The sequence below is a fragment of the Paenibacillus sp. FSL R7-0652 genome, assembly GCF_038595045.1.
Classification (GTDB): domain Bacteria; phylum Bacillota; class Bacilli; order Paenibacillales; family Paenibacillaceae; genus Paenibacillus.
In genome coordinates this window covers 2,217,270-2,240,754 of sequence record NZ_CP152001.1, presented here as the reverse complement: position 1 = coordinate 2,240,754, position 23,485 = coordinate 2,217,270, and the positions used below count along the sequence as shown (strand labels likewise).

20 protein-coding genes, 1 tRNA gene and 1 riboswitch are annotated in these 23,485 nt (G+C 46.5%); of the genes, 8 read left to right on the top strand and 13 right to left on the bottom strand.

Translation table 11 applies throughout. From position 1 onward, the window contains the following. Positions 1–14: 14 nt before the first annotated feature. Complete coding sequence (locus MKY97_RS10310) at positions 15–3,851, bottom strand: LAGLIDADG family homing endonuclease (RefSeq protein ID WP_342556295.1); 3,837 nt, start codon at positions 3,849–3,851, stop codon at positions 15–17. A 503-nt stretch (positions 3,852–4,354) separates the two neighbouring features. Between MKY97_RS10310 and MKY97_RS10305 the strand changes: the two genes are divergently transcribed. The 3 genes from MKY97_RS10305 (at position 4,355) to MKY97_RS10295 (ending at position 8,494) form a co-directional block, all read left to right on the top strand. Beyond that, the gene (locus tag MKY97_RS10305; RefSeq protein ID WP_342555342.1) at positions 4,355–6,115 is read left to right on the top strand and encodes an SNF2-related protein; all 1,761 of its coding nucleotides are present in this window, start codon (positions 4,355–4,357) and stop codon (positions 6,113–6,115) included. Between the two features lie 4 nt (positions 6,116–6,119). Further along, the gene (locus MKY97_RS10300) at positions 6,120–7,331 is read left to right on the top strand and encodes a YqhG family protein (RefSeq protein WP_342555341.1); all 1,212 of its coding nucleotides are present in this window, start codon (positions 6,120–6,122) and stop codon (positions 7,329–7,331) included. A 125-nt stretch (positions 7,332–7,456) separates the two neighbouring features. Further along, positions 7,457–8,494, top strand: coding sequence for a hypothetical protein (locus MKY97_RS10295; protein WP_342555340.1), 1,038 nt, complete (start codon positions 7,457–7,459; stop codon positions 8,492–8,494). A 189-nt stretch (positions 8,495–8,683) separates the two neighbouring features. Here the strand turns inward: MKY97_RS10295 and MKY97_RS10290 are convergent, their stop codons facing one another. After that, positions 8,684–8,875: a YqzE family protein gene (locus MKY97_RS10290; RefSeq protein WP_342555339.1), complete on the bottom strand. Its 192-nt coding sequence runs from the start codon at positions 8,873–8,875 to the stop codon at positions 8,684–8,686. Between the two features lie 198 nt (positions 8,876–9,073). Here MKY97_RS10290 and MKY97_RS10285 point away from each other — a divergent pair, with 198 nt between their 5' ends. Further along, positions 9,074–9,820 carry an N-acetylmuramoyl-L-alanine amidase gene (locus MKY97_RS10285; protein WP_342555338.1) on the top strand — a complete coding sequence of 249 codons (747 nt, stop codon included), beginning with the start codon at positions 9,074–9,076 and terminating at the stop codon, positions 9,818–9,820. Here MKY97_RS10285 and MKY97_RS10280 read toward each other — a convergent pair. Then, positions 9,795–10,652 carry a divergent polysaccharide deacetylase family protein gene (locus tag MKY97_RS10280; RefSeq protein WP_342555337.1) on the bottom strand — a complete coding sequence of 286 codons (858 nt, stop codon included), beginning with the start codon at positions 10,650–10,652 and terminating at the stop codon, positions 9,795–9,797. The genes MKY97_RS10285 and MKY97_RS10280 overlap by 26 nt on opposite strands. Positions 10,653–11,074: 422 nt before the next feature. Between MKY97_RS10280 and MKY97_RS10275 the strand changes: the two genes are divergently transcribed. Then, positions 11,075–12,754, top strand: coding sequence for a carbohydrate-binding protein (locus MKY97_RS10275; RefSeq protein ID WP_342556294.1), 1,680 nt, complete (start codon positions 11,075–11,077; stop codon positions 12,752–12,754). 212 nt (positions 12,755–12,966) lie between these two features. Here MKY97_RS10275 and MKY97_RS10270 read toward each other — a convergent pair. After that, a tRNA-Leu gene (locus MKY97_RS10270) sits at positions 12,967–13,051 on the bottom strand. A gap of 199 nt (positions 13,052–13,250) precedes the next feature. Next, complete coding sequence (gene pelA / locus MKY97_RS10265) at positions 13,251–14,204, bottom strand: pectate lyase (RefSeq protein ID WP_342555336.1); 954 nt, start codon at positions 14,202–14,204, stop codon at positions 13,251–13,253. Positions 14,205–14,604: 400 nt separating this feature from the next. Continuing rightward, positions 14,605–14,736, top strand: a riboswitch (cyclic di-AMP (ydaO/yuaA leader). 5 nt (positions 14,737–14,741) lie between these two features. Between pelA and MKY97_RS10260 the strand changes: the two genes are divergently transcribed. Next, complete coding sequence (locus tag MKY97_RS10260; RefSeq protein WP_342555335.1) at positions 14,742–15,206, top strand: C40 family peptidase; 465 nt, start codon at positions 14,742–14,744, stop codon at positions 15,204–15,206. A gap of 90 nt (positions 15,207–15,296) precedes the next feature. On the opposite strand, the gene MKY97_RS10255 is transcribed toward MKY97_RS10260, so the two are convergent. The 4 genes from MKY97_RS10255 to MKY97_RS10240 form a co-directional block, all read right to left on the bottom strand. After that, positions 15,297–15,626 carry a carboxymuconolactone decarboxylase family protein gene (locus MKY97_RS10255; protein ID WP_090924755.1) on the bottom strand — a complete coding sequence of 110 codons (330 nt, stop codon included), beginning with the start codon at positions 15,624–15,626 and terminating at the stop codon, positions 15,297–15,299. Between the two features lie 113 nt (positions 15,627–15,739). Beyond that, on the bottom strand, positions 15,740–15,958 hold the full coding sequence (locus tag MKY97_RS10250; protein WP_342555334.1) for a hypothetical protein: 219 nt from the start codon (positions 15,956–15,958) through the stop codon (positions 15,740–15,742). A 119-nt stretch (positions 15,959–16,077) separates the two neighbouring features. Beyond that, positions 16,078–16,407 carry a hypothetical protein gene (locus MKY97_RS10245; protein WP_342555333.1) on the bottom strand — a complete coding sequence of 110 codons (330 nt, stop codon included), beginning with the start codon at positions 16,405–16,407 and terminating at the stop codon, positions 16,078–16,080. A 98-nt stretch (positions 16,408–16,505) separates the two neighbouring features. Beyond that, entirely contained in the window at positions 16,506–17,087 is a 582-nt protein-coding gene (locus tag MKY97_RS10240) for a xanthine phosphoribosyltransferase (RefSeq protein WP_251502829.1), read from the bottom strand. A gap of 204 nt (positions 17,088–17,291) precedes the next feature. Here MKY97_RS10240 and MKY97_RS10235 point away from each other — a divergent pair, with 204 nt between their 5' ends. Then, positions 17,292–18,350, top strand: coding sequence for a hypothetical protein (locus MKY97_RS10235; RefSeq protein ID WP_342555332.1), 1,059 nt, complete (start codon positions 17,292–17,294; stop codon positions 18,348–18,350). 144 nt (positions 18,351–18,494) lie between these two features. After that, a complete protein-coding gene (gene catA, locus MKY97_RS10230) occupies positions 18,495–19,145 on the top strand; it encodes a type A chloramphenicol O-acetyltransferase (protein WP_342555331.1) in 651 nt (216 codons plus the stop codon). 65 nt (positions 19,146–19,210) lie between these two features. Here catA and MKY97_RS10225 read toward each other — a convergent pair whose 3' ends face one another. The 4 genes from MKY97_RS10225 to MKY97_RS10210 all read right to left on the bottom strand — a co-directional run bounded on the left by MKY97_RS10225 (position 19,211) and on the right by MKY97_RS10210 (position 23,463). Continuing rightward, a complete protein-coding gene (locus MKY97_RS10225; protein WP_342555330.1) occupies positions 19,211–20,341 on the bottom strand; it encodes a glycosyltransferase family 4 protein in 1,131 nt (376 codons plus the stop codon). 380 nt (positions 20,342–20,721) lie between these two features. Then, positions 20,722–21,270, bottom strand: coding sequence for a GNAT family N-acetyltransferase (locus tag MKY97_RS10220; RefSeq protein WP_342555329.1), 549 nt, complete (start codon positions 21,268–21,270; stop codon positions 20,722–20,724). A gap of 134 nt (positions 21,271–21,404) precedes the next feature. Continuing rightward, positions 21,405–22,529 (bottom strand): hypothetical protein, encoded by a 1,125-nt coding sequence (locus MKY97_RS10215; protein ID WP_342555328.1) that lies wholly within the window; start codon positions 22,527–22,529, stop codon positions 21,405–21,407. Positions 22,530–22,659: 130 nt separating this feature from the next. Next, positions 22,660–23,463: a Cof-type HAD-IIB family hydrolase gene (locus MKY97_RS10210; RefSeq protein ID WP_342555327.1), complete on the bottom strand. Its 804-nt coding sequence runs from the start codon at positions 23,461–23,463 to the stop codon at positions 22,660–22,662. Positions 23,464–23,485 lie beyond the last annotated feature (22 nt).

Sequence of the window (23,485 nt, the reverse complement as noted above, 5' to 3'; positions counted from 1 at the left end):
ATGTTAAATCAAGCTCAGTTACACCTGCTGTACCCGCAGGTACCGCAAGTTTTGCAGCCCTCAATATTGATCAGGGACGCCGACCCGCATGATGGACATAAGTCAATCGATTTGTTAAAAGTATGCTGCTCCTCACCCACCGTGTCGTTTGAATATGAACTTGGTGTCTTTGTGCTGTGCAGTACTTCCTTCATTTCGTCCTTTTTCTCGTGCGGCGTTTCGACTGCATCTTCCGTGCGCTGCGCCTCATTCGTCTGCACATGGCTTTCCAGCGCTTTGGCCACGGCATCTGCAATGGATTCCACCCGATTCGCTCCGAAGCCAATCGCTCCTGAACCGCCGATGCCCTTTAGATGTTTGATCAACAGTTCCACCTTATGACCGTGATCTCCATATCTCAGGAATAGAGAACATACCCGGCCCAACGCCTCAGCCATAGCAAACACGTCCGAGCCTGCCTTGCCCACGTTAAGGAAAATCTCACCTGGTGTTCCGTCCAGATCATTAATCGTAATATAAGCCATACCAAATGGCGTATTGATCTTATACGTTGCTCCGCGCAGCACCTGCGGACGACGTTTGTACTGTTTGTCGACGACACCTGCAGCTTGCTCTGGCGAGACGGACGTCCTTGTACTCTGATCCATTGGCACCGAACGGGCTGCCGAGATAAGCTCAGCTGCCCGGTTTCTAAAGTCCTCTTTGTCCATCCCGATTTGGCTTGTTTTCTCATCTGTGTTCATGGAGTCTATTTTCTCGGCAGCCTCCGCGTTCTGGTCCACCGCCAAGGTTTCTTCTTTTTTGGACGTGGACAACACCTGCACATCCCTGCTGCCATCCCGGTAGATTGTTACCCCTTTACAGCCTAATTCAAAGGCCAGCTCATACAGCTTTGCGGTATCTTCTACCGTAAAATCAGCCGGACAATTCGCCGTTTTCGAGATCGAACTATCTACCCACTTCTGGATGGCGGCCTGAACGCGAATATGATTTTCAGCCGAGAGGTCCATCGCTGTGACATAATAATCTGGGAGAGGTTCACCGGGATGCTGCTCCAGCCAGTTCTGGGCAATCGGTACAAACTGCTCATCGTAACCGAGGCGGCTCTGACGGAAATATTTAAAGGCAAAATACGGCTCAATGCCGGTGGACGTGCCCACCATCGTTCCGGTGCTGCCCGTAGGCGCCTGAGTAATCAGCGTCACGTTACGAATCCCTTTGTCACGGATCGCCTCTTCAACCTCAGGGTACACTGCGGTCATCTGTTTCATGAATCCGCTTTGCAAGTAAGGTTCAATCTCAAACGCAGGAAACGCTCCTTTCTCTGCAGCCATCTCCGCCGAGGCCAGGTAAGCCTCTTTAGCCATGAATCCGTACAGTTTATCGAGAAAATCAAGCGACTCTGGGCTGCCATAACGGATACGAAGCTTAATCATCAGCTCCGCCAGTCCCATCGTGCCGAGGCCCACGCGGCGTTCACGCTGTTGATTTAACCGGTTTTCTTCAAAATGATACGGCGTCGCATCAATGACATTGTCCAGGAACCTGGCCGAGATGCGTATTGTTTCCGCCAGCTCATCCCACGCCACATCTCGATTCATTTCATCATAAAATTTGGACAGGTTGATCGCCGACAAGTTACATACTCCCCAACCTGGAAGGCCCTGTTCTCCACAGTTATGAGCCACAATTCCACCAGCAAGCAGGGAATGTGTAACTGGCTCTGTAATATCATATACCGTGACGTATTCTCCTTTTTCCAACGTTTTAACTCTCGACATAAACTTTTCCGGCTTATTTGACGGTTTTGCAATTCGCTCCAGAGCCTGTTGTTTCCTCGCAGCATAGTTAAAACCTATTTTTTCTTTGAAGCAAAGAAGATTGTTACCCGAGATAATTAACTCACAGTCTCCTTTACTCCGGTAATTCCTACATTTCCCACCTTTTGTCGTGTAATCAAATAAAAATTGTGGAGATTCAGTTCGAGCATAAATAGAACTATTAATTCCATAATTCAATAGCAGCAGCTGAACACCCTGAAGCAGCTTCTTGGAAGTGGAAGTTAAGCTTACTGAATGATGCGCTTCATCTCTTTCATATACTGCAGCATCCGCGCTAAACAAAGCCTGTAAAAATGCTGTCACCGTTTTTTTCGAAGAAGTAAATATCAATTCGGGTACCTCTTTCTCCGGTCCTTCTGATAAAGTCACCCCGATATCTGCCAGTTGCGAAACCAAGTGTTTCCTCCGCCAGCAGACCTGCTTTGTTCCATTTGTTCTTTGACCAATCTCTGCCCTTATTCCTGAAATTTTCTCGCCGGCATCAACAAGATGTGCTATAACCTCTTCATCATCAGCTCCGAAAACCATACCTACTGTCCCACGGGCAGAAACCCATCCATTACCGACGTACCATCCTAGAAATAATCCCCCTTCTGCTCCTAGTCGATCGTCCTCTGCAAATCTGCCTTCTCCTGACTGAATATACACATCGTCTTCGGAATTGAGGTTTTTGGCTTGTTTCCATCCGGATTTGGTGTACAGCTGATGCTCGGGAGTCACACTGATTTCAATTCCATTTTGTAAATGTATGGTAAGGGTCTCTTTCTTTCCCGTTGGAAACACGACTGCTGGTGTCATATGCAATCCAGGTATTTCATATGAATGACCACCAACAACATCGGCCTGTTTAATAAGCCGATGATCCGTCCCTACCAAAAAGGACTCTCCTGCTGTTCTTTTATACAGATCTTCAATGGTTATAAGCCCATATTGAGTCGTTATTCTTGTCTTAGGGTGGAAACACGGATTCGTACATATGATTGGATTGAAATACCAGCTGTTGGACATCTGGTTGTAGTATTCCATGAATACTACGCCAGGCTCCGCTGATTTCCACGCCGATTCAATAATGGTATGCCATATTTTGCGTGCTTTCACTGTACGGTATGGGACGATCTCATGGCCTGTTTCCTTCCATTTAGACAGATCGCCATCCCACACCGTGTCATAATCCGGATCACGGGTATCGGGAAAAACTAGCTCCCAATCATCGTCCTGCTTCACGGCTTCCATAAATGCATTGCTCACGCAGACGGACAGGTTGGCATTGGTCACCTGCCCCATCGTTTGTTTAACTGTAATAAAATCAAGCACATCCGGGTGCCAGTCATTCATCATCAGCATGAGCGCACCGCGGCGACTGCCGCCCTGTTCAATCAGCCCTGTCGTATAGCTGAACAATCCACCCCAGGATACAGATCCGCTGGACGAGCCATTAACCCCTTTCACCACAGCCCGCCGAGGACGAAGTGAAGACAGATTAATACCTACACCTCCGCCGCGCGCCATAATCTCGGTCATTTCGGTTAATGTCTTCATAATGCCGCTGCGGCTGTCCTGTGGAGAAGGAATGACATAACAGTTAAAGAGCGTCAGCTCATCACTGGCCCCTGCACCAGCAGCAATACGGCCACCAGGAACCAGTTTCCAATCGTCCAGCACCGCACGAAACTTCATCTCCCAATATGTCCGCTTCTCAGGGGTTGATTCAACGGAAGCGATAGCTTTCGCCAATCGATCCCACATTTCTTCCGGTGTCTTCTCTATAGTAAGTGTCAGTTTCTCGACATCCGTTTCTACAATTACATCGCTTCGTGTCCGTACTTTGACATGCGGCCCCTGTCGTTCCACAATCTCCCCGACTTCCTTCATTGGAAACTTGGGATCATCCTTCGTTAAAACAAGCACAACATCCCCGACTTTTGCATGATGCGGATCAGCGTCTTTCCATGCGTAACGATCCAGAAATATCTTTTCGCTGAGTCCTTCCAGCTTGTGCAGCGGCTTCATGTTGTTTGTAACAGCATGCGGCTTATTCTCCTGATTATCTTCTGGATGAACCATTTGTGTGTTGGATGTCATGGTTACACGCAGCCTCCCCGGAATTAAATATTTCCACTGACAACGTTCTTCTCCTGCGAATAAAATATGCACAATCACTACATATAGTGATATTAATCCATTATAGTACACCATATATTGATTTTCCATCGAATTTCCATTATAAACTCTTTTGATCATGGTGCTGTACTCAACTAATTTCTCTAAATCATCACGTTATCTCTTACGAATGTTGTGCAATTTACAGGACGATCTGATCCGTCTGATCGATAACATTCTCCGCAGCAAACGGAATTCCAATATGAGTTATGAACTGCCTCTCCTTCGTCCATACTATTACCTACGAATAAAACGTCATCTATATTTTGAATGAGCTTTTCACACGAGCTGCTTCGACGGCTTATGTCAAAGTGAAGTTCAACATCCATAGAATGGCAGGGGAGGTCCGCATCATGAACCGGAAAAATCCGCAGCATACCAATCAACCTGCAGCCGAGTTACCTGTACCTCTTGAGTTTGATCGCAGCTGGCTGACGCAGCTGGAATCGCGATTAGATAAAGGCGGCCCTTGGGGAGACTATCGGCTCTTTCAACTGGGCATTCAGGCTGAAGAAACGAATCTGATTCCTAACTTTGACGAAATTCAATGTCTAAAGCACCTGCAGGGTCTTACTCCACTTCCTCACCAAATGGATACAGCACGTAAAGTATTATTTGAAATGTCTGGCCGAGCCATTCTCGCCGACGAAGTCGGTCTGGGCAAAACAATCGAAGCCGGTCTTATCCTGAAAGAATATATGGTCCGTGGTCTGGTATCCAAAGTATTAATCCTTGTGCCCGCCTCTCTCGTACTGCAGTGGGTACGTGAACTGAATTCAAAGTTTGGCATTCCTGCAGTTGCTCAGAAAAAGGCCTACTCCTGGCAAAACGAGGTCGTCGTTGCATCGATGGATACAGCCAAACGTGACCCGCATAAGGATATGCTGCTCAGTATCGACTACGACATGATCATCATTGATGAAGCTCATAAACTCAAAAATAAAAAGACAACCAACTATCAATTCATGCTGCAGTTACGCAAAAAATACTGCCTGCTGCTCACCGCTACGCCGGTGCAGAACGATATGAGTGAGCTCTTCAATCTGATCAACCTGCTGAAGCCTGGTCAACTGGGTCGTCAAGGCGATTTTGCAGCCAACTTTGTCGTCGATAAGCGGGTTCCCAAAAATCAGGAACAGCTCAAGGATGAGCTGTCCAAAGTCATTATTCGCAACAGACGCGGCGAAGGTCCGGTGCAGTTCACAAAGCGTAATGTTTCGAACGTGGATCTGCGCCTCTCCCCGGAAGAACAGGCACTCTATGACGGGGTCACCTCGTTTGTTAAAGACCAGTACCAGGAGGCGGGCGGCAATCTCAGCAGCATGCTCTCCCTCGTAACCCTGCAGCGTGAAGTCTGCAGCAGCCGGGATGCGGTGTTCGTGACACTGGTGAATCTATCGAAAAAGCTTCCGCTTGATTCTCCGCTCCGGGATAAAATCTGGGAGCTTGTAGCACATATCAAAGCGATAAAAGAAAATACAAAAGCCGAGAAAACGATGGAACTGATTCGTAATATGAATGAGAAAGTCATTATTTTCACGGAATACCGGGCAACGCAGGAGTATCTGTTGAACTATTTTCGCAATAACGGACTTACTGCCGTTCCTTATCGAGGCGGGATGAACCGTGGCAAAAAAGACTGGATGATGGACCTCTTCCGTGGTCGTGTACAAGCGATGATTGCCACGGAAGCAGGTGGCGAAGGGATTAACCTGCAGTTCTGTCATCACATGATTAACTTTGATCTGCCTTGGAACCCGATGCGGGTCGAGCAGCGAATTGGCCGGGTCCATCGCCTTGGGCAGCAGAATGACGTTAATATTTTCAACCTGTCCACCAAAGGTACCATTGAGGAACATATTCTGAACTTGCTGCATGAGAAAATTAATATGTTTGAGATGGTCATCGGCGGGCTGGATGTTATTCTTGAGCGGCTGGAGCAAAAGGAATCGATTGAAAAAAGCCTGTACAAGATCATGCTGGAATCCCAGAACGAAGAGGAACTTCGCAGCAAAATGGACTCACTGGGGCAGTCACTGCATACGATTCGGCGCGAGGTTGCGGATGAGGTACCTCTAATAACCAAACTTGATCTTGGAAAAGGAGGCCGCTGACACCATGACGATGTCACCACATGAGATTCAGGCTTATGTCCTGACCTATCTTGAAGCACTGGATTGTCAGATCATGGAGCGCTCACCTGCCCATGTGACCGTTAAGCTCTCTCCGGAAGCCGACAAGGCATTAACCAATCGCCCTTACTATTGGGGGTTTGTGGAACGTGTAGGCGTGGAGCCGGAGACGATGTCTTTTACGTTTGTTTTTGACCCGGAGGCCTATCAGCAGATGATGGAAGCTGCGGAAGCGAAGACCAAGGCCGCACAACCCGCCCCATCTGCAGCTGAGACCAATTCCAATGCTCCCAAAGAAACGATTCTCGGGCGTTATTTTGGCATCACACCCTCCATGCCGCAGCTCGGTCCCGGACGAATTTTACGGGAAGATGTCGTATATGGCAGCCGCAGGCTGCAGCAGATTTTTGCCGCGGCCCGTGAAGGCGGTGCCTTTGTCAATCTATTCGAACAGGCTGCAAAACGCCAAATTCGGGCCTCGGTTCCAGCCGTATATGAACCTTGGCTGGGCGTTTGTTTCAAAGTTGAGTTTGCCTGCGATCTGAAACGGGAAGAATTACACTTCCTCGGCATTTCATTACGCTCAGGTGAGATTATCGAGAACTTCGGCAGCAAGCTGAACCGGAGGGATCTCAGTCCAAGGCTGGCCGAGAACATGCATGCACAGGCACCCAAAATTTCGCTGGTCGATGCAGGCGCTGCACTTGAACTGCATCTGACCCGACACTTAAGCCAGCTGGACTATGGCTGGGCGGCCAAAGCCAAGGAACGGCTGCAGCTCGAACTGGATGTTGTCGATGCCTATTACGAAGCCGTACTGCGTGAGGATATGCCCGAGGTTGCTGAAGCTGAAACGGAGAAGGAGAAGGATCGTGCACCATCCTCTGCAAACCGTACAAGTGCCCGCCGATCCGCCAATGTCCAAGCAGCCCCCTCGCCTTCGGCCGTTCCCTCTGTGAATAATCGAGTGCGCAGTGTACTGAAACCGGTCACTGCTGATGCGGAACTGGCGGCCGAACCTGCTGTTGAACAGACAGATGAAAGTACTGACTCCGAGCAGGAAAAAGCAAAACAAGCCGTTATCGACCGTGAAGCAGTGAAACTGCAGTATGAAACACGGCGGACCGAGATGATCTGGCAGTACGAACCCAAAGTGAAGGTTACAGCCATCAGCAGCGGCATGTTTCACTTAAGATAGACGAAGACACTACTTTTCCTGCAAATGCTGGCAAAAGTAGTGTTTATTCATTATGGGCGGAACGACAGGTTGCAGCATCCTTTGCATGTTCTCTCCTCTACAATGAAATCAGGAAGAAGGTGTTCATGTTGAAAAAAAATTCTGCCAGAGAACGGACCAGCATGCAGAAACGCATGCACGTTTTCCTGAGCGTGCTCATTGTCTTCGCCACCTTTTCGTTCTGGCCAACAGCTCACGCAGCCGTACCGGCAAACACTGCAGCACCCCTCGCTGTAGAGCAGTATGCACAGCTGCAGGCCAATGCACTCGGCACGTCCGATCCGGACTGGCTTGCAGCCAAGCTGGAATATTTCCCTTTGGGGCCCGGAACCCACGGCTGGCTTGTGTATGCGAGCGTACAAAACAAGCAGATCGGATATATGATTATCTCCATAACTGAACAAGGACAGCTCATCCTCAGCGAATATGGCCATGGAGAACAATCCCTGTATAATAACGAATTGCTCGGACAAGCCTTGGAACGACAGCATATAAATCTGAAAACACTGCAGAACGGCGGCTGGAAAGTTACTCGTCATTATGCTCCTCCTTTGCTGGCGTATTGGAAGGTGGCACGAGCGAATCATATGGATATGTATATTGATGCTTCTAACGGGGATCTGCTGCCAAACGCTGCGTTGGAACATTTGGAGACAAGCAGTTTATCAGAGCACGACAGCCTGAACAAATATCCGAATTCGCCTATCTATGCTGCTAAATCAACGTTTACGACAAGTTCTGTGCATGTACGGGAGCCATTCGACCCATCGCTTCAGCTGACATGGCTGACTTCAGAACCGCTGCGGATCTCTCAAGTCCAAGCACAAATTGTGGGAAGCAGTTCAGGTGCACTCGTTTTCGCAGCAGAAGAACTCAATCTATTCTATGGTGGTCCTCTGCCGGTAAGTGGACACCAACTTTGGCACGCAGAAACTTCACCTGAAAAAGGGTCGGATAACCTCATTAGTCCCGGTTCGAACTCGAACTCAGGTTCAGACTCCGATTTGAACTCAGACTCAGGTGCTGCTTTTTATGTCGGTCTGGGTGGTTCTAACTCAATTGAGCGATATGTACCCCTTAGGCAGCTGCTGCGAGACGGTGGTTTTTATATGACCAGGCCGTAAATTGCAGCACCCAGCTTCTTTTGCGAAACCATGAACTCTAAAGAACTCTAATCTCCTGCCAAACACAATCCGATATACTTTTTCCTTGCTTACCCACCGTCAAACACAAACATCCACAAAAAGACGCGTTCCTTTCTTTAAGGAATGCGTCTTTTTGTATCTTTTAATAGACAATCCAGGTTTACACAGTTACCTTGATCTGTTTTTCTTTTTGCGGACCCACAGCGATACAGCAAAGGGAATCATGCCAAACCACTTCATCGTCCAGGGTTCTTTCTTTCTGCTCTGCTCTCTCCGTTCTTTCCGCTCATCTTTAGGGGTGTCAATATAATGCACCACACGCTGTGTAATGTATTTGACAAGCTCATCACTTTTAGCCATACTGCAGCCTCCTTTGTTCCGCACAAATTCAGATGAAGCAGCGTTACTACTATTGTGCGCTGGAGGGGATTAATCTAAACAATTTTTTTGTGCATTGGTGTATGAAATTAACAAAAATGCACAGTCTAATGCCAAAGGTATCCACCCCGTCCCTGATCTGCTTCAAATCCCTATTTCCATGAAGGAGTGTACATTTTCATGTATAATCTGCTTGTCTTGACAGCGGCTCTGTTAATCAACTTTCTTTGTGTTCCCGCTATGCCTTCTGCTTCAGCAGCCATTCACACAGATCCTTCTGTCTACCAGCCCTCGATTATGCCTATGACAGATGGGGATGCATATCGCTCCAGCCATCACGCTTTTGCAGCACCCGTCATTTTGCTTGACGTTGGACATGGAGGCATTGACGGCGGCACGACTGAAGCAGGCGTTCTGGAGAAAGACATCAATTTGGCGATCAGTCAAAAAATATATCTGCTGCTTCGCAGCAAAGGTTATGCCGTCATCATTAACCGTCTCGGCGACTACGCACTCAGTGATGAGAACAGGTGGTTGAACAGCCGCTCACGTCATGTCAGGGATCTCGCTCAGCGCAAAAGTCTCAGTGAAGAAGTGAGTACGGATATTGTCGTCAGCATTCATGCCAACTGGAGTCCACGTTCGGCCACGCACGGACCTGTCGTTCTTCATCAAAAAGAAGGCCGAAGCTATCTGCTGGCACAATCCATTCAGGATACCATGAACCGCTTATACGGCACGCATCGTGAAGTCGTGTGGGGTAAGCCCTTTTACATGCTGAATTACGTGAAGCAGCCGGCAGTTATTGTGGAAACCGGCTTTTTAAGCAATCCAGCAGATCGGGCCAAAATCAGTAATCCGTTAGAACAAAAACGAATTGCCCAGTCTATTGCTGATGGGATCATTTATTACCTGTCGGTAGTGTAGGCGCTGCCTGCCAGTGCCACACATCCCGTACCAGATCTCCAATACCCACGAACTGCACCTGATGCTGCAAACGTGAGACGGACTCACAAATAACGGCTGAGGTGTTCAACCCCGTATGACCGACGTGCCCAATGACAACACAGCTTTTCTTATCTACGGCGCGTTGAACAGCCAGATCGAACTGCTTCCGAATATGTGCTTTTGAATTATGATCATCCAGAAATATGTCGTTTCCAACGGGCGGCATATTTTTGGCTGCAGCAAGCTCGCCCGCAACAGATCGAAAGTTAGTGCGGCTGTCGACAAAGAACAACCCACGTTCCCGGCATACATCCAGCACAATGGACATGATGCGTTTATCCGAAGTGATTTTGGAACCCATATGATTGTTCATACCAATGGCGTAGGGCACATCATCAATCGCCTTCTCCACTCGTTCCCGAACCTGTTCGTCTGTCAGATTGGAAGTGATCGCCCCTGGACCAAGCCATTCCGGTCTTCCCTTTTTAGGTTCCATCGGCATGTGTACAATCACATCCATCCCTTTTTTATGCGCTGCGACCGCATCTTGTTTCGTTGTTTGCAAAAAAGGCATCACGGCTACGGTCAGCTTCACCGGCATATCCAGAATCTCCGCCGTCCCCTTCATATCATTGCCAACATCATCAATGATGATGGCTATTCGATTGGGCTGAGGTGCTGTACTTGTCTCCGGCTGGGCCAAAGCCCCCCTTTCCCCTAACGCTCCGGCAGCACTTAAAATACATAGGAAGACCAAACATCGAAATCCCATTCCAACTGAAAAACGGCGTCCTTTATTCTTACGCATCATCTTCTGATCCTCCTCCATACTTGGTGTTCTCATTGTTTGATTACTTGGGCACTTCTATGTAAGCTCGCACTCCCAATTCATTCTAAAAAAAATCTGAACAGAAAAAGTCTCCATCAGAGCTGAATCCAATACTTGTTAAACTCTTTTTACATATTCAACCCATCCAATAAGGGATGCTGCTTCTTTCATCTTCTCAGGTCACTTTAATGCAAAAAAAGCGATTTTTTTACAAATAACTGCAATTTGCAGGGTATTTTTTGTCCAAGCTATATGGTAAAATTTTCAAATCAAGACCAAGCACACAGTTTATGTGACGGAGGGGTGTGATGCGCGATACCATTTGCTGCCAAGCGGGCATTTTTATGTTTTTCTTGATCAGCTGTTGATGCAGTACTCAATCCGAGGGAGGGTAAAGTATGAAGATGAGATTGAAATGGAAAAAGTCAGTTAATATTTTGCTTGCCTGTTTAACCGCATTACCCCTGATGTTGACGCCGACGAACGTATCTGCAGCCAGTGATGCCAACATCAACTTGGCTTCAGAAAAGCAGCTCATCAAAGGTTTTGGCGGTATAAATCATCCAGTCTGGATTGGTGACCTTACACCGGCTCAACGTGAAACCGCTTTCGGAAATGATCAGAACCAGCTTGGGTTCTCTATTCTCCGAATCTCCGTCGATCCGAACCCCAATAACTGGGCTCTAGAAGTCCCAACAGCCAAGCGCGCAATCGAGAAAGGTGCGATTGTATTTGCATCACCTTGGAATCCTCCGAGCAGCATGGTGGAAACTTTCAATCGCAACGGCGATACCAATGCCAAGAGACTGAGATATGACAAATACGGTGCGTATGCTCAGCATTTGAATGACTTTGTAACCTTTATGAAAAATAACGGCGTGAACCTGTACGCGATCTCCGTGCAGAACGAGCCGGATTACGCTCACGACTGGACGTGGTGGACCCCGCAGGAAATCCTTCGTTTTATGAAGGAAAATGCAGGCAGTATTCAAGGTACCAAAGTTATGGCCCCTGAATCTTTCCAATACTTGAAAAATATATCTGACCCTATCCTGAATGATCCGCAGGCACTCGCCAATATGGACATCTTGGGAGCTCATACGTATGGAACGCAGTTCAAAGATTTCCCATACCCGCTCTTTAAGCAAAAAGGAGCCGGTAAAGAGCTGTGGATGACAGAAGTCTATTATCCAAACAGTGACAACAACTCCGCTGACCGCTGGCCAGAAGCGTTGGACGTATCGTACCATATGCACAATGCAATGGTTGAAGGCGACTTCCAAGCTTATGTATGGTGGTATATCCGCAGACAATATAGTCCGATGAAGGAAGATGGAACGATCAGCAAGCGTGGTTATAACATGGCTCATTTCTCCAAATTTGTTCGCCCTGGATATGTCAGAGTAGATGCTTCCAAAAACCCGGATACCAATACCTTTGTATCTGCCTATAAAGGCGATAACAAAGTCGTGATCGTAGCCATCAACCGCGGTACTTCGTCTGCAAACCAACGATTTGTACTGCAGAATGGTAATGCTTCCACCGTTTCTTCATATGTTACGGACAGCAGCCGTAATCTGGCGAGCCTTGCACCGATTAACGTTTCCAATGGCGCATTCACCGCGCAGCTTCCAGCACGGAGTGTGACTACATTTGTTGCTAACCTCACTGGTGGCGGCGGGAATGTAGGCACAGGTACCACTTATGAGGCTGAAACAGGAACAACGCTTACCGATGCAGTGATTGAGAACCTGTACCCAGGTTTCTCCGGTTCCGGTTACGTGAACTTTAACGCGTATACAGGTTCCGCAATTCAATGGAATGAAATCAACAACACGATTACCGGCACTAAAAATGTCAAGTTCCGTTATGCTCTGGAAAGTGGTACAAGAAACCTAGACATTTATGTTAACGGCACCAAAGTAATCAGCAACCAACCCTTTGAGGCAACAGGGAGCTGGTCAACCTGGGGTGAGAAAACCATTCAAGTGCCTATGAATTCAGGTACAAATACCCTTCGAATCGTAACCACAGGTTCAGAAGGACCCAATATTGATAACATCACGGTTACTGCTGCATTATAATCTTCATCCTAATATTGGTCTGCTTCATGCTCTACATCTTTCTATCATGGCAAAAAGTGGCCAAGCCCCGTTTCTGCAGCAGCTCGGATCGATGTGTGAACGAGCATCGCGCAGCTGCAGGACGGGCTCCCCTCATCGAATGACTGGCTTATGACCAAAAAGATTAAAAAAGCTCCTTCAGGACATGTCCTGAAGGAGCTTTTTTAATCTGATGCGGTCGAGAGGACTCGAACCTCCACGGGGGGTTAGCCCACACGGACCTGAACCGTGCGCGTCTGCCAATTCCGCCACGACCGCATATTCTAGTCTCACCAATTATTATCGGCGACAAGAAATAATATATCATGCGAGATCCATTATGTCAACACTTAAAACATCTAACAGGTTCGAACCAGATCTTAAGATCTGGTTCGAACCTGTTAGACTCTTCTTATACTCTTCCTTCAGAATGTAAATTCAATAAAACAAGCTTAAGAAGATTCCAAAAAACAGGTTACTACAGCTTGGAAGGCCAGCTGCCATACCAAGCATAACCTCCTCTTCTTTCCTTCTCGATCTCACTCAGCTTATATTTCACAATCCCGTCACGACCAACAAAAATAGGTCTGTCCGTACCAAGCTCATAGAAACGAGCCCAGATTGGTGAAGCGCTGGAATCCGCAATAATCCGGCTGTCTCCGTTCCCTCTCTCATATCGGTATCCTGTAATCTTCACTTTGTTAAACCAGGCTTCAGCGCCTTTAATGGATGCCGTTATTCTGGCATTGGGTGGTCTTGTCTTCAGAAACTTGACGATGTTTACACTCTCAGCAGCCGTTAGCGAAGGCACTTCGTAACTTCTTCCGCCTGCTGGTCTCAGCGTACTGGAATCATGCTGCTGACCCCAAACCGTCAATTTCCCGCCGGATGACACCTGCGTGTTCAAAATGGCGTCAACCCCTTTAGATACCGCATTCTTACTGCGATTCGCAAGTGAAGTATCGATAAAAGAAAAGTCCCCTTTCCGGCCTGCAACTTCATCGAGCATGAACATCACATTAATCATCGCGTCATCATTGTAAGTAATATGCTTATGATAGCCGGAGCTTTGATAGATTTGCGGCCAGCCGCCGTTGGAATACTGCATGTTAAGCAAAAAATTTATGCCCTTAATGGCTGCAGCCGAGTAACGCGGATCTTTATTTTTCTTGAATTCCTTCGCAAGTCTTCTAATCTCGGAGTATGTAGCTTTATTATCGATCGTTGATTTGGCCCATTCACCTGATGTCTGACCGTAATCTTTTCTCCAACCTCCGTCCGGGCGCTGATTTTTCAAAATATCAGACAAACTTGCGGTTGTGCCTGATGCATCAGCTGCGGATACGGATGCTGCAGGAAGAACGACCATTCCTGCTGTGGAAAAAACCATGGAACATGCGAGTACAAACGTCATCCACTTTTTGGCTTTCACAAAACATCACACTCCCAATTCATAAATTTTCCGTGCATTCTGGCTTACAACGGAATTATAAATCCCATTGTAAGCAATTTAAATACAAAATTTGTATGTATTTAATAAACTCATCATATGCAGCATCTCTTTCTTTGTCAATGTATGCGGCAGCATACGCTTATTAACTTCATTTCACCGGAACGGAATATTGCTTTTAACTCTTGACAAACTTGTTTATTATCCATTCTTACACCGATGAAACATTAATGACTATTTTGTAATCTTTAGTAGTCTGTTTTAAACATAATTCCGACTAAATTCGATAATTCCGCTAACATTGAGCCGGAAAGAAGACGTTAAAACAGGTTTGACAATTACGCATTTATGCAATATAGTTTCAAATAGTTACAAAAACTTAATTATTCATTTGCCGAGTTTCAGGATTGAAAACGGGGGAACCATTTTGGGTGAATTATTCTTATACATAGGAAATATAGGGAACCTTCTACCGAACCCTTAGCTAACTCCGTAGGCATCGAAGGGAGAACATTGATTTTGAAAAAACTGATTATCTCCATTTTTGGAGCTGCTGTACTATTTACATCTGGGGCAACAACCACTGAGGCAAGCACAATAAATACCGTAGTTAACAATATGACAGGCATCCCGTACAAATGGGGCGGCACAACGATGGCCGGTTTCGATTGTTCCGGGTTTATGAGATATCTTTTTAATAAATACAGCATTGAACTGCCGCGCACGTCACAGCAGCAGGCCAAAGCGGGGACACCTGTTTCCAAAGCAGGAATTCGCACAGGCGATCTGGTATTTTTTAACACAACCGGCAGAGGGATTTCACATACAGGGGTATACATTGGCGGAGGTCAATTCGCACATGCTTCCAGCAGCAAAGGTGTCAGCATCACCAAGCTCTCGAACCCTTATTTCAATGATCGTTATGTGACGGCAAGACGGGTAACAGGTCAGTTTATGTACAACAAAATGATCGGAAAATTATAAGATCACCCTATTCTGCAATACAAAAAAGGAGACACCGGTTCATTCCGGAGTCTCCTTTTCTTTTCCTTGTGAAGGGATCAAACGAACGAACTAATGCAGGGCCTTCTGCACCCGCATTGCTCCTTGTGACAAGGCATGACCGCCCCCTACAGCTCCAGCGACAGCTACAGTCTCCATAATCTCCTGATCCGTCGCTCCCTTGGAACGAGCCTCTTCTACATGATAGAACGTGCACACTTCATTATTGGCAAACAAACCGATGCCCAGTGCAATCAGCTGCTTTGTTTTGGCATCGAGCACACCGGGCTGAAAACACTCCCCCGTAAACTCGTGGTACGATTTCACCACGTCTGGGAGTACATCGCTTAAAGCGCCAATCTGATCCTTATAAGCATGAACTTTATCATTCATTAATGTCATGGCTTGCAGCACATCCTTTCGGCTGTAAATACAGCGAATTTTTCCACTGTACCTATGTTCTCTCGACTATGCCGCAATTATGCCATTCCACGATGGTAAATCCAAACATTTAATCATTCGCTCAGAACACTTTGGCGAGGTTCACTGAACAACTGGTAACGATAACGGCGATCCAGCTTCACCACACGGCGGTTCTGACGACGAATCAGCACCTGCTCATCATCCCAGGCAACGACGATGCCTGTCACATCATTCGACTCCAGTTCATCTCGCACAACTCTTACTTTCTCCCCTGATAAACGCAAGGCATCCAACTCTGTATCACTAATCATGTCCAGAACTCCTATATTCAAATTACCTTACAAAAAGAGACCTAAATGAAAAGTCATTTAGGTCTCACGTGACTGTATTGGACTGTCATGTCATTCGAAGAAAATGTCCCGACTGAGAGTTACCGCTGCGCGTGCTCTTTGCTGTCGTTCTTCTCGAACCAAAAATCTAGCACTTTGGCGGACATCACACGTTCTTCAAGGTACTCCACTTGGTGCGTTGTAAATTGTTCTTTCCAAGAGAAGGACAACTCTTCACACAAGCCTACAATCGTCAGTAATTCTGACCAGGCAACATAGCGTTTGTACCAGAAAAATTGAGGATGTTCAATCATATAGGGATAAAGGTCATCGAATTCCGTATGTTTACAATCCAGGGCACGTTCAAAATGAACTTTCGATTCCGCCAGCTTATCAATAAAAAATTGTTCCGTTGCCGGTTGGTTCCCCATGGTGCTGCCTCCTCTCCCTAACATACCCCCATTATAAAGGAAATCTACGGCCATGCAAAGCCATAGTTCAAAAATTAGGTCCTATTTTCTTCAAAAAGTCACATTTCATTATCGTCGAACTGCACCGTGCCATTGTTCAGCGAACGAATGCGTACAAGTGCTTCCACCGGAATGCCCTGCTCCCGAATCGTACGTGCACCAGCCTGGAAGCACTTCTCAACCACAACACCGAATCCAACCAGTTCCGCGCCAGAACGCTCGATAATCTTGATGACACCGCGGGCAGCGTCTCCATTGGCAATAATATCATCAATGAACAAAATACGGTCATTCTCATGAATGTATTCGCGAGATACCATGATGTCCGTTACGATTCCTTTCGTAAAGGATGGTACACGTTCGCAGTAGGCGTCAGGATCGGCCAGAAGCGTTTTTTTGCGGCGAGCAAATACCAAAGGAACCCCCAATTCATGCGCTGCGGCAAAGGCAACCGGAATCCCCGAAGATTCAACCGTAATTACCCGGGTTACCCCGCTTTCGCGAAACCGTGCAGCAAACTCCCGTCCCATTTCCATGGTTAATGCAGGATCGATTTGATGGTTCAAAAGCCCGTCCAGCTTCAAAACCTGATCCGATATGACGACACCTTCTTGTAAAATTCGTTGTTTTAATACGTCCATGATTTGACCTCCCAGCCTATCCTATGAGGTTTAAAGTATCATATATCCTGCTGCAAGTTCAAGCGAAATCAGGCACATGTCCATATCCCATCCATATTTTAGAATTGTAACTTATGCTGCTGTCATGACTTTAATAGGTCAAGCATAACTTGTACTATGGTACCCGCATGTCCAATCAATCAAGGGACCTGAAAGGGGTAACACATGAAACAGGCATTCCGGGTGCTGCAGATTGCATTTACTTACATCGGAACCGTTGTCGGAGCCGGCTTCGCCACAGGGCAGGAGATACTGCAGTTTTTTACCCAGTATGGCAAGTGGGCCACAATCACCATCGGTTTGTCCACCATGCTCTTTGTCTGGCTCGGCACTAAAATGATGCTTATTGCGCATGATACGGGTTCCCGGTCATATGAAGACCTGAACAAACATCTGTTTGGCCACAAAGCTGGTAAATGGGTTACGTGGATAACGCTTATCGTTCTGATCGGGGTCAATAGTGTCATGCTTGCCGGAGCAGGCTCTGTTTTTATGGAGCATCTTGGTTTGCATTATCAAACAGGGTTAATCATTACACTGGTTGGCACTTATCTGCTTCTGGGACGGGGCATGCAGGCTATTCTGCAAATGAACAGTATTGTCGTGCCCATGATGCTCCTGCTGTCCCTGCTTATGATTTTTAGTACGGTCCATCACCCTGGTGCACTGCGTTTTCTCACCCTGACAACCGACAGCAATCCCCTTCAGGTATGGATATCCCCACTGCTCTACACCGCATTTAACCTTGCTCTCGCTCAAGCGGTACTTGTTCCTGTTGGCAACCAGATCCGTCATCGCAATACATTAAAATGGGGCGGAATTGCAGGCGGAATCGGCGTAGGTTTTATGCTGATGGCAGCTCATTTTGCCATGTCGGCGCAGATGCCCGGCATCGTCCAGTTCGAGATCCCGATGGGCAGCCTTGCCTTTCAATTAGGATGGATTGTGCAGTCGGTATATGTCACGCTTATTTTTATGGAAATTTTCACGACGTTTGTGGCCGACATTTATGGTATGACCCTGCAGCTCAGACAGCATATTAACGTTCATCCCCGATTAATTACGCTCGTCATTATGATGCTGTGTTACTCCTTGAGCCAATTCGGCTTCAGTTCCCTTCTGTCCATCCTCTATCCGATTTTCGGATGTATGGCCCTCTTTTGGGCGGGCAAACTGATTATGGATCGCTGGGGCACATTACGTGGACGAAATACACCTAACTGATGGCGTCGAGGCCGTTTTAAGCCGATATGTTTATGTTATAATTACAATGATCCATGACTCTTGAAAAAGGACTGTTGTTATGAAAAAAACAGACAAGTTCGCCTCCTGAATTCGCTCTAACAAAAATTTAGGAGGCACATGAAAATGAAATTTAACAAAATCGATTTTGATGACTGGAATAGAACTGAGATCTTTCATCACTATATGAACCAAAATACGAGTTTTAGCTTAACGAAAGAAATGGATATCGGTGTATTATATCGGCTGATAAAACAAAAAAAATATCGATTCTATCCTGCTTTTATCTTCTTAGTCACCCAGGTTATTAATTCACACCAAGCTTTTCGGACGGGTTACAATAAGGAAGGATCTGTAGGGTATTGGGATAAACTAGAACCGCTTTATACGATTTTTGATCAGACATCCGAATCATTCTCTGCGATTTGCACTGAGGTAACCCATGATTTCAACACATTTCACCTGGCTTACCTTGATGATACGGAAAAGTATAGCGGTTCCGGCAAATTATTCCCCAAAACACCTATGCCTGAAAATATGTTTTCTCTTTCGATCCTTCCATGGACATCGTTTACTGGATTCAACTTGAATATTAACAACAACAACCGTTACCTTCTGCCCATTGTTACAGCAGGAAAATTTGAGAATAAAAACGATTCCATATACTTACCCTTATCATTACAAGTGCATCACTCCGTTTGTGATGGTTACCACGCAGCATTATTTATGAATGCTGTTCAGGAACTGGCGTTAAAACCGCATGATTGGATGCGGTAAAATTTCTTATATGTACAAAAAGCCGCTGTATCGCTACAGCGGCATGTTTCATAGTTCTGCTATACTCAGGCCTGTGCCTCAAATTGCAGATACATCTTTTTTAATTCATTCACTGATCTGCCGAGAGAGTAATGAGTCTTCGCTTTCTCACAAGCTGAACGAGCCAGTTCATAGCGGAATGCGGGGTCAAGCATCACTTTTTCAAGAGCATCAGCCAAGGCAGATGGATCTTCGGGTGGTACGAGCAGCCCGTTAATTCCATCTTCAATCTGTTCAGGGATTCCTCCCACATCTGTACCTATAAGAGCCAGGCAGCTCAATGCTGCTTCAGCAAACACTGAACCAAAGGCTTCTGCTCGTGATGGCAGTACAAACACATCAAAGAACGGCATAAATTCCTCAGGATGAAGCGTATATCCATAGAATATCGTCTCGTTGTAAATTCCCAGACGCTGTGCCAGCTCCTCCAAATCAGGTCGAATCGGGCCGTCACCGATAATATGAAGCACGTAATCATGACCTCTGTCCTTCAGTTCCGCACATGCCTTGAATAAAATATCCAAACCTTTAGCGGGAACAAGACGGCACACCGTGACCAGCTGCGGAACTGCATTTTCGTGAGGGATCGGCTTGAAGCGTTTCTCGTCAAAACCATTCGGGATAATTCCGATTTTGTCGGGATGTTTCACATAGGGACTCAAATATCGCCGGAATGAATCCGATACTGTCAACAGCCGTTCTGCGCGATGTTCCAGTTCCCCATAGATGGCAAGCAGGAACTGATGCTCCAATCCGTTTGGCTCAATCCGGCTGTTAAGAATAAGTTCTCGTTCGTAACTGGAGTGAATCGTTTGAATCAGCGGAGTTTCAGGAAAAACGGATTTCATTGCAAGTCCTGCAATAGGATGATGCGCATGAATCAGATCATAGGGCTTCTGAATACGAAGCTTGGTCCACCACAGGTAGTCGCGATACGTCTGTATATATTTCTGAACCACAGGACTATCTCCGTAGACGGTCCAATCAAACGTCTCAAAATGTACTTCCTCCCGGCCTTTATTACGAATACGTTTCGGCAAAGAAAACAGATCCATTTCCCATCTCGGGCTCGCAAACCTCTCCTGCAGGTATGGAATCATAGAGGATACACCTCCGGGCTGCTCCGGAGGAAAGAATAGAGCCTGTAACAATTTCAACGTCATTATCCCCCTCTCCAGCTTGATTTCTCTTCTTCTACATTCATTTATGATATATCAGAACATATGTTCAGTAAAGCGCGCTGGGTTTCCCACCTCAGTACTTCATAGGAAAAAATGTATTTTCATGCATTTTACTGTATACCATCACTGTTCATTATGACATAGAAAAGCTCGAACATCTACCATTTTGCTGTATGAATTACGAAGTCGTATATACAACATATTCAGCGAACGTTTCATGCAGAAGTCCATTATTTATATTACATACTCTTCTTGGCTGCAGGCAGATTATGGTCGTTATATCATTAAAGCCGGGCAAGCTTGTCAGCTTCCGGCTACTTGTTTATTACATTTTATAACTAAACATTCCATATTCTCTACAACTCAATCGATTTCTCGTAAATGCTGAATCCATCCTGCCCACCTGCATAACTGAAACCATTTCTTGCATAAAAGGCATTTAACGTCACGTTGTCAGCCCCGCAATCCAGTCGAACGAGAGACTTTTTTTCGAATTGTATCCCGCTGCTGGACCATTCCAAAATGGATTGCCCCAGACCTGTTCGAGCATACTTTCTTCGAATGGCCAGACGATGCAGATAAAGTGCTCCATCCTCGGCATGGGCCTTATCTCCCCACAGCTTGTGATCCCAAGGACTTGGCTTCTGCATAAGAATGACCATTCCCGCGATCTCCGCCTCCTTTTTAAAAACAAATACATCGCCCCGCCGAATGGCGGAAGGTGTATCATGGGAATCCTGCCCTTGAAGCAGAGCATTCCATTGGGAGGAGCCCTGACTTTTCAGCCATGAAGCAGTTTCAACAAGCAGAGAGCGCACCTCTTCTGTATCCTCCGGCTGTGCCTGCACAGCTTGGAATCCGTTATTTATGTATTGGCTGCGTATTGTGAATGAATGCGTCATCATGCCCCTCCTTGTTCCATACTAAAGTATACGAAATTAACTAATCGTACTATACCGGGAAATCCATTTTTCGTCAAAATCAAATGAATAATCTATTCATAAAGTATAAAAAAAGAAGGATAAAAGGCTGCCGCCTCTTACCCTTCCATTCTGGCTTCATCAATAATCTGATTGCGATACAGCATGGTGAGATGCAGCGAGTCAAATTCGATCTCTTTGTTCAACTCCCGCATCAGCACGTCCACCAGCGCTTTTCGCTGCACACTTGTACCAGGCACATCATAATCCATATAACCTGTCAAATCCGAGTATGACGTATCAATGGTCGCTGTACCTACCGGAAGTCCCCCACGCTCTTGAATGAACAGATCATATATTCTAAACTCCCTGTCCCTGCTGCTGAGCATGACATAACCCGCTTCTTCCGCATCTTCCAGTTCCGTATCTTCCAGATCCGTGAATGCAGCGTTTGGATCGAGCATTCTCTCATCTTCAACTTCTTCGTTGTCTTCATCACTGTCGTCCAGCAGCTCTTCGGAAAAATCACGATGCACCCACTCCAAAGTCTGCAGCTCATTCCCCTGATGCCACATTCGAATCGTGATTGTATCAATGATCTCCTCGTCCAGTTCTCTTACAAGCAGCTCTGCTGCAGCTTCCTGTATCGTTTCATCAGGTTCATCGTACCAGTGAATTTCTCCCCGTGCATCCGCTCCATACTGTTTTAGCGCGGCTTCTGCCAATTCTTCTCCCTCAGCATCATTGAACACATAGGTGGATATGTTACGACCGGCACTTACCATCTCCATCTCCAGCAGATGTTCGCGGTCTTCGTATGTAAAAGACTCATCCTGGAATGCAGGAATCACATTCGCACCTTCTGGCAGTGCATCATCGTAACGGATTTCGTCATACTCCCGATGGTCTTCAGCAGATGCTGTACTCTGGGAAGACCACGCAGCCTGTTCATCCATATCCGATGGCTGCAGGACAGAATGCAGCGTGCCGCAACTCACCAAAACTTCATAGTAAGATGAAGCTACCGCATCTGAAAGCGAACGGACATAAGCATGAACCTTGTCTATGATGATCTGTTCATCCGCATCTTCTATAGATTCCTGTTCCAACTGAAGGCTGCCCAAAAGACGTTCCCCTTCCCTGTATACAAGCAAGAGGGAACCTGCATATCGGTCATCCACCATAATATCCTGCACTTCACCATTTGCGGTGCGCAGATCCGTCATTATATCGATCTGTTTCATTGCCAGTCCTCCTCATTCCTAACGTATTCTCCTAGGATGTCCATGGAGACAATAGTTTATGAGGTGCTGTGCATTTTCGCAGGTCCAATACTTCGATATTCGTAGATCAGGCAGCAGGAAGAAGAAGGCGTTATACCGACAAAATATATTTATGAATAGCGTGCGCCACCCCTTCATCATTGTTGGACAAGGTCACTTCATCCGACGCTGCTTTCACCTCTTCAGGAGAGTTATCCATTGCGATTCCTTTTCCGGCAAACGTCAGCATCGTAATATCATTAAAATAGTTGCCAATCGCCATAATTTCGGAAGACGCAATACCTCTGGAATCTGCAAGCCTTTTGAGTGCTGCTCCTTTGGAAGCTTCAGGATGCATCAAATCAATGAAAAAATCACCACTGCGCGTCATATAATACGGCAGATTCCATGAAGACCATTCACGCTGAACCATATCCATCTGCTCGATTGGGCCAAACGCTGTAAACTTGGCAAGCGGTTCGTTCATATCTGCCCATCGCGGAAGCTTGAGCGGCTCGGCCAGAAAATTGTAGTACATCTGCCTTACCTGCAGCTCCAAACCTTCGGGTTGATCCACATAAAGTCCAAAGGCCGTATTAATATCAAAGTGCACACCATTCTCACGGCAGTACGTCATAATAGGGTCAAGCCCCTGGGTATCCAATGAAAATTGATGAATGACTTCCCGTGTCTCCACCTGCGCAGTAACTGCCCCGTTGTGAGTAATGACATAACCATCCAGCCCCATCTGTTTCATAAAAGGGATCGTATTTCCCGGGCCGCGGCCTGAACAGAGTACAATTTCGGCTCCTTGGCGCGAAGCCTGAATTAATGTTTCCTGTGTCCGTTCGGTCAGCTCGTGATGATCATTCAGTAATGTTCCGTCTACATCCAGCGCAATCAATTTGTACGTCATATGATATTCATTCCCATCTGTG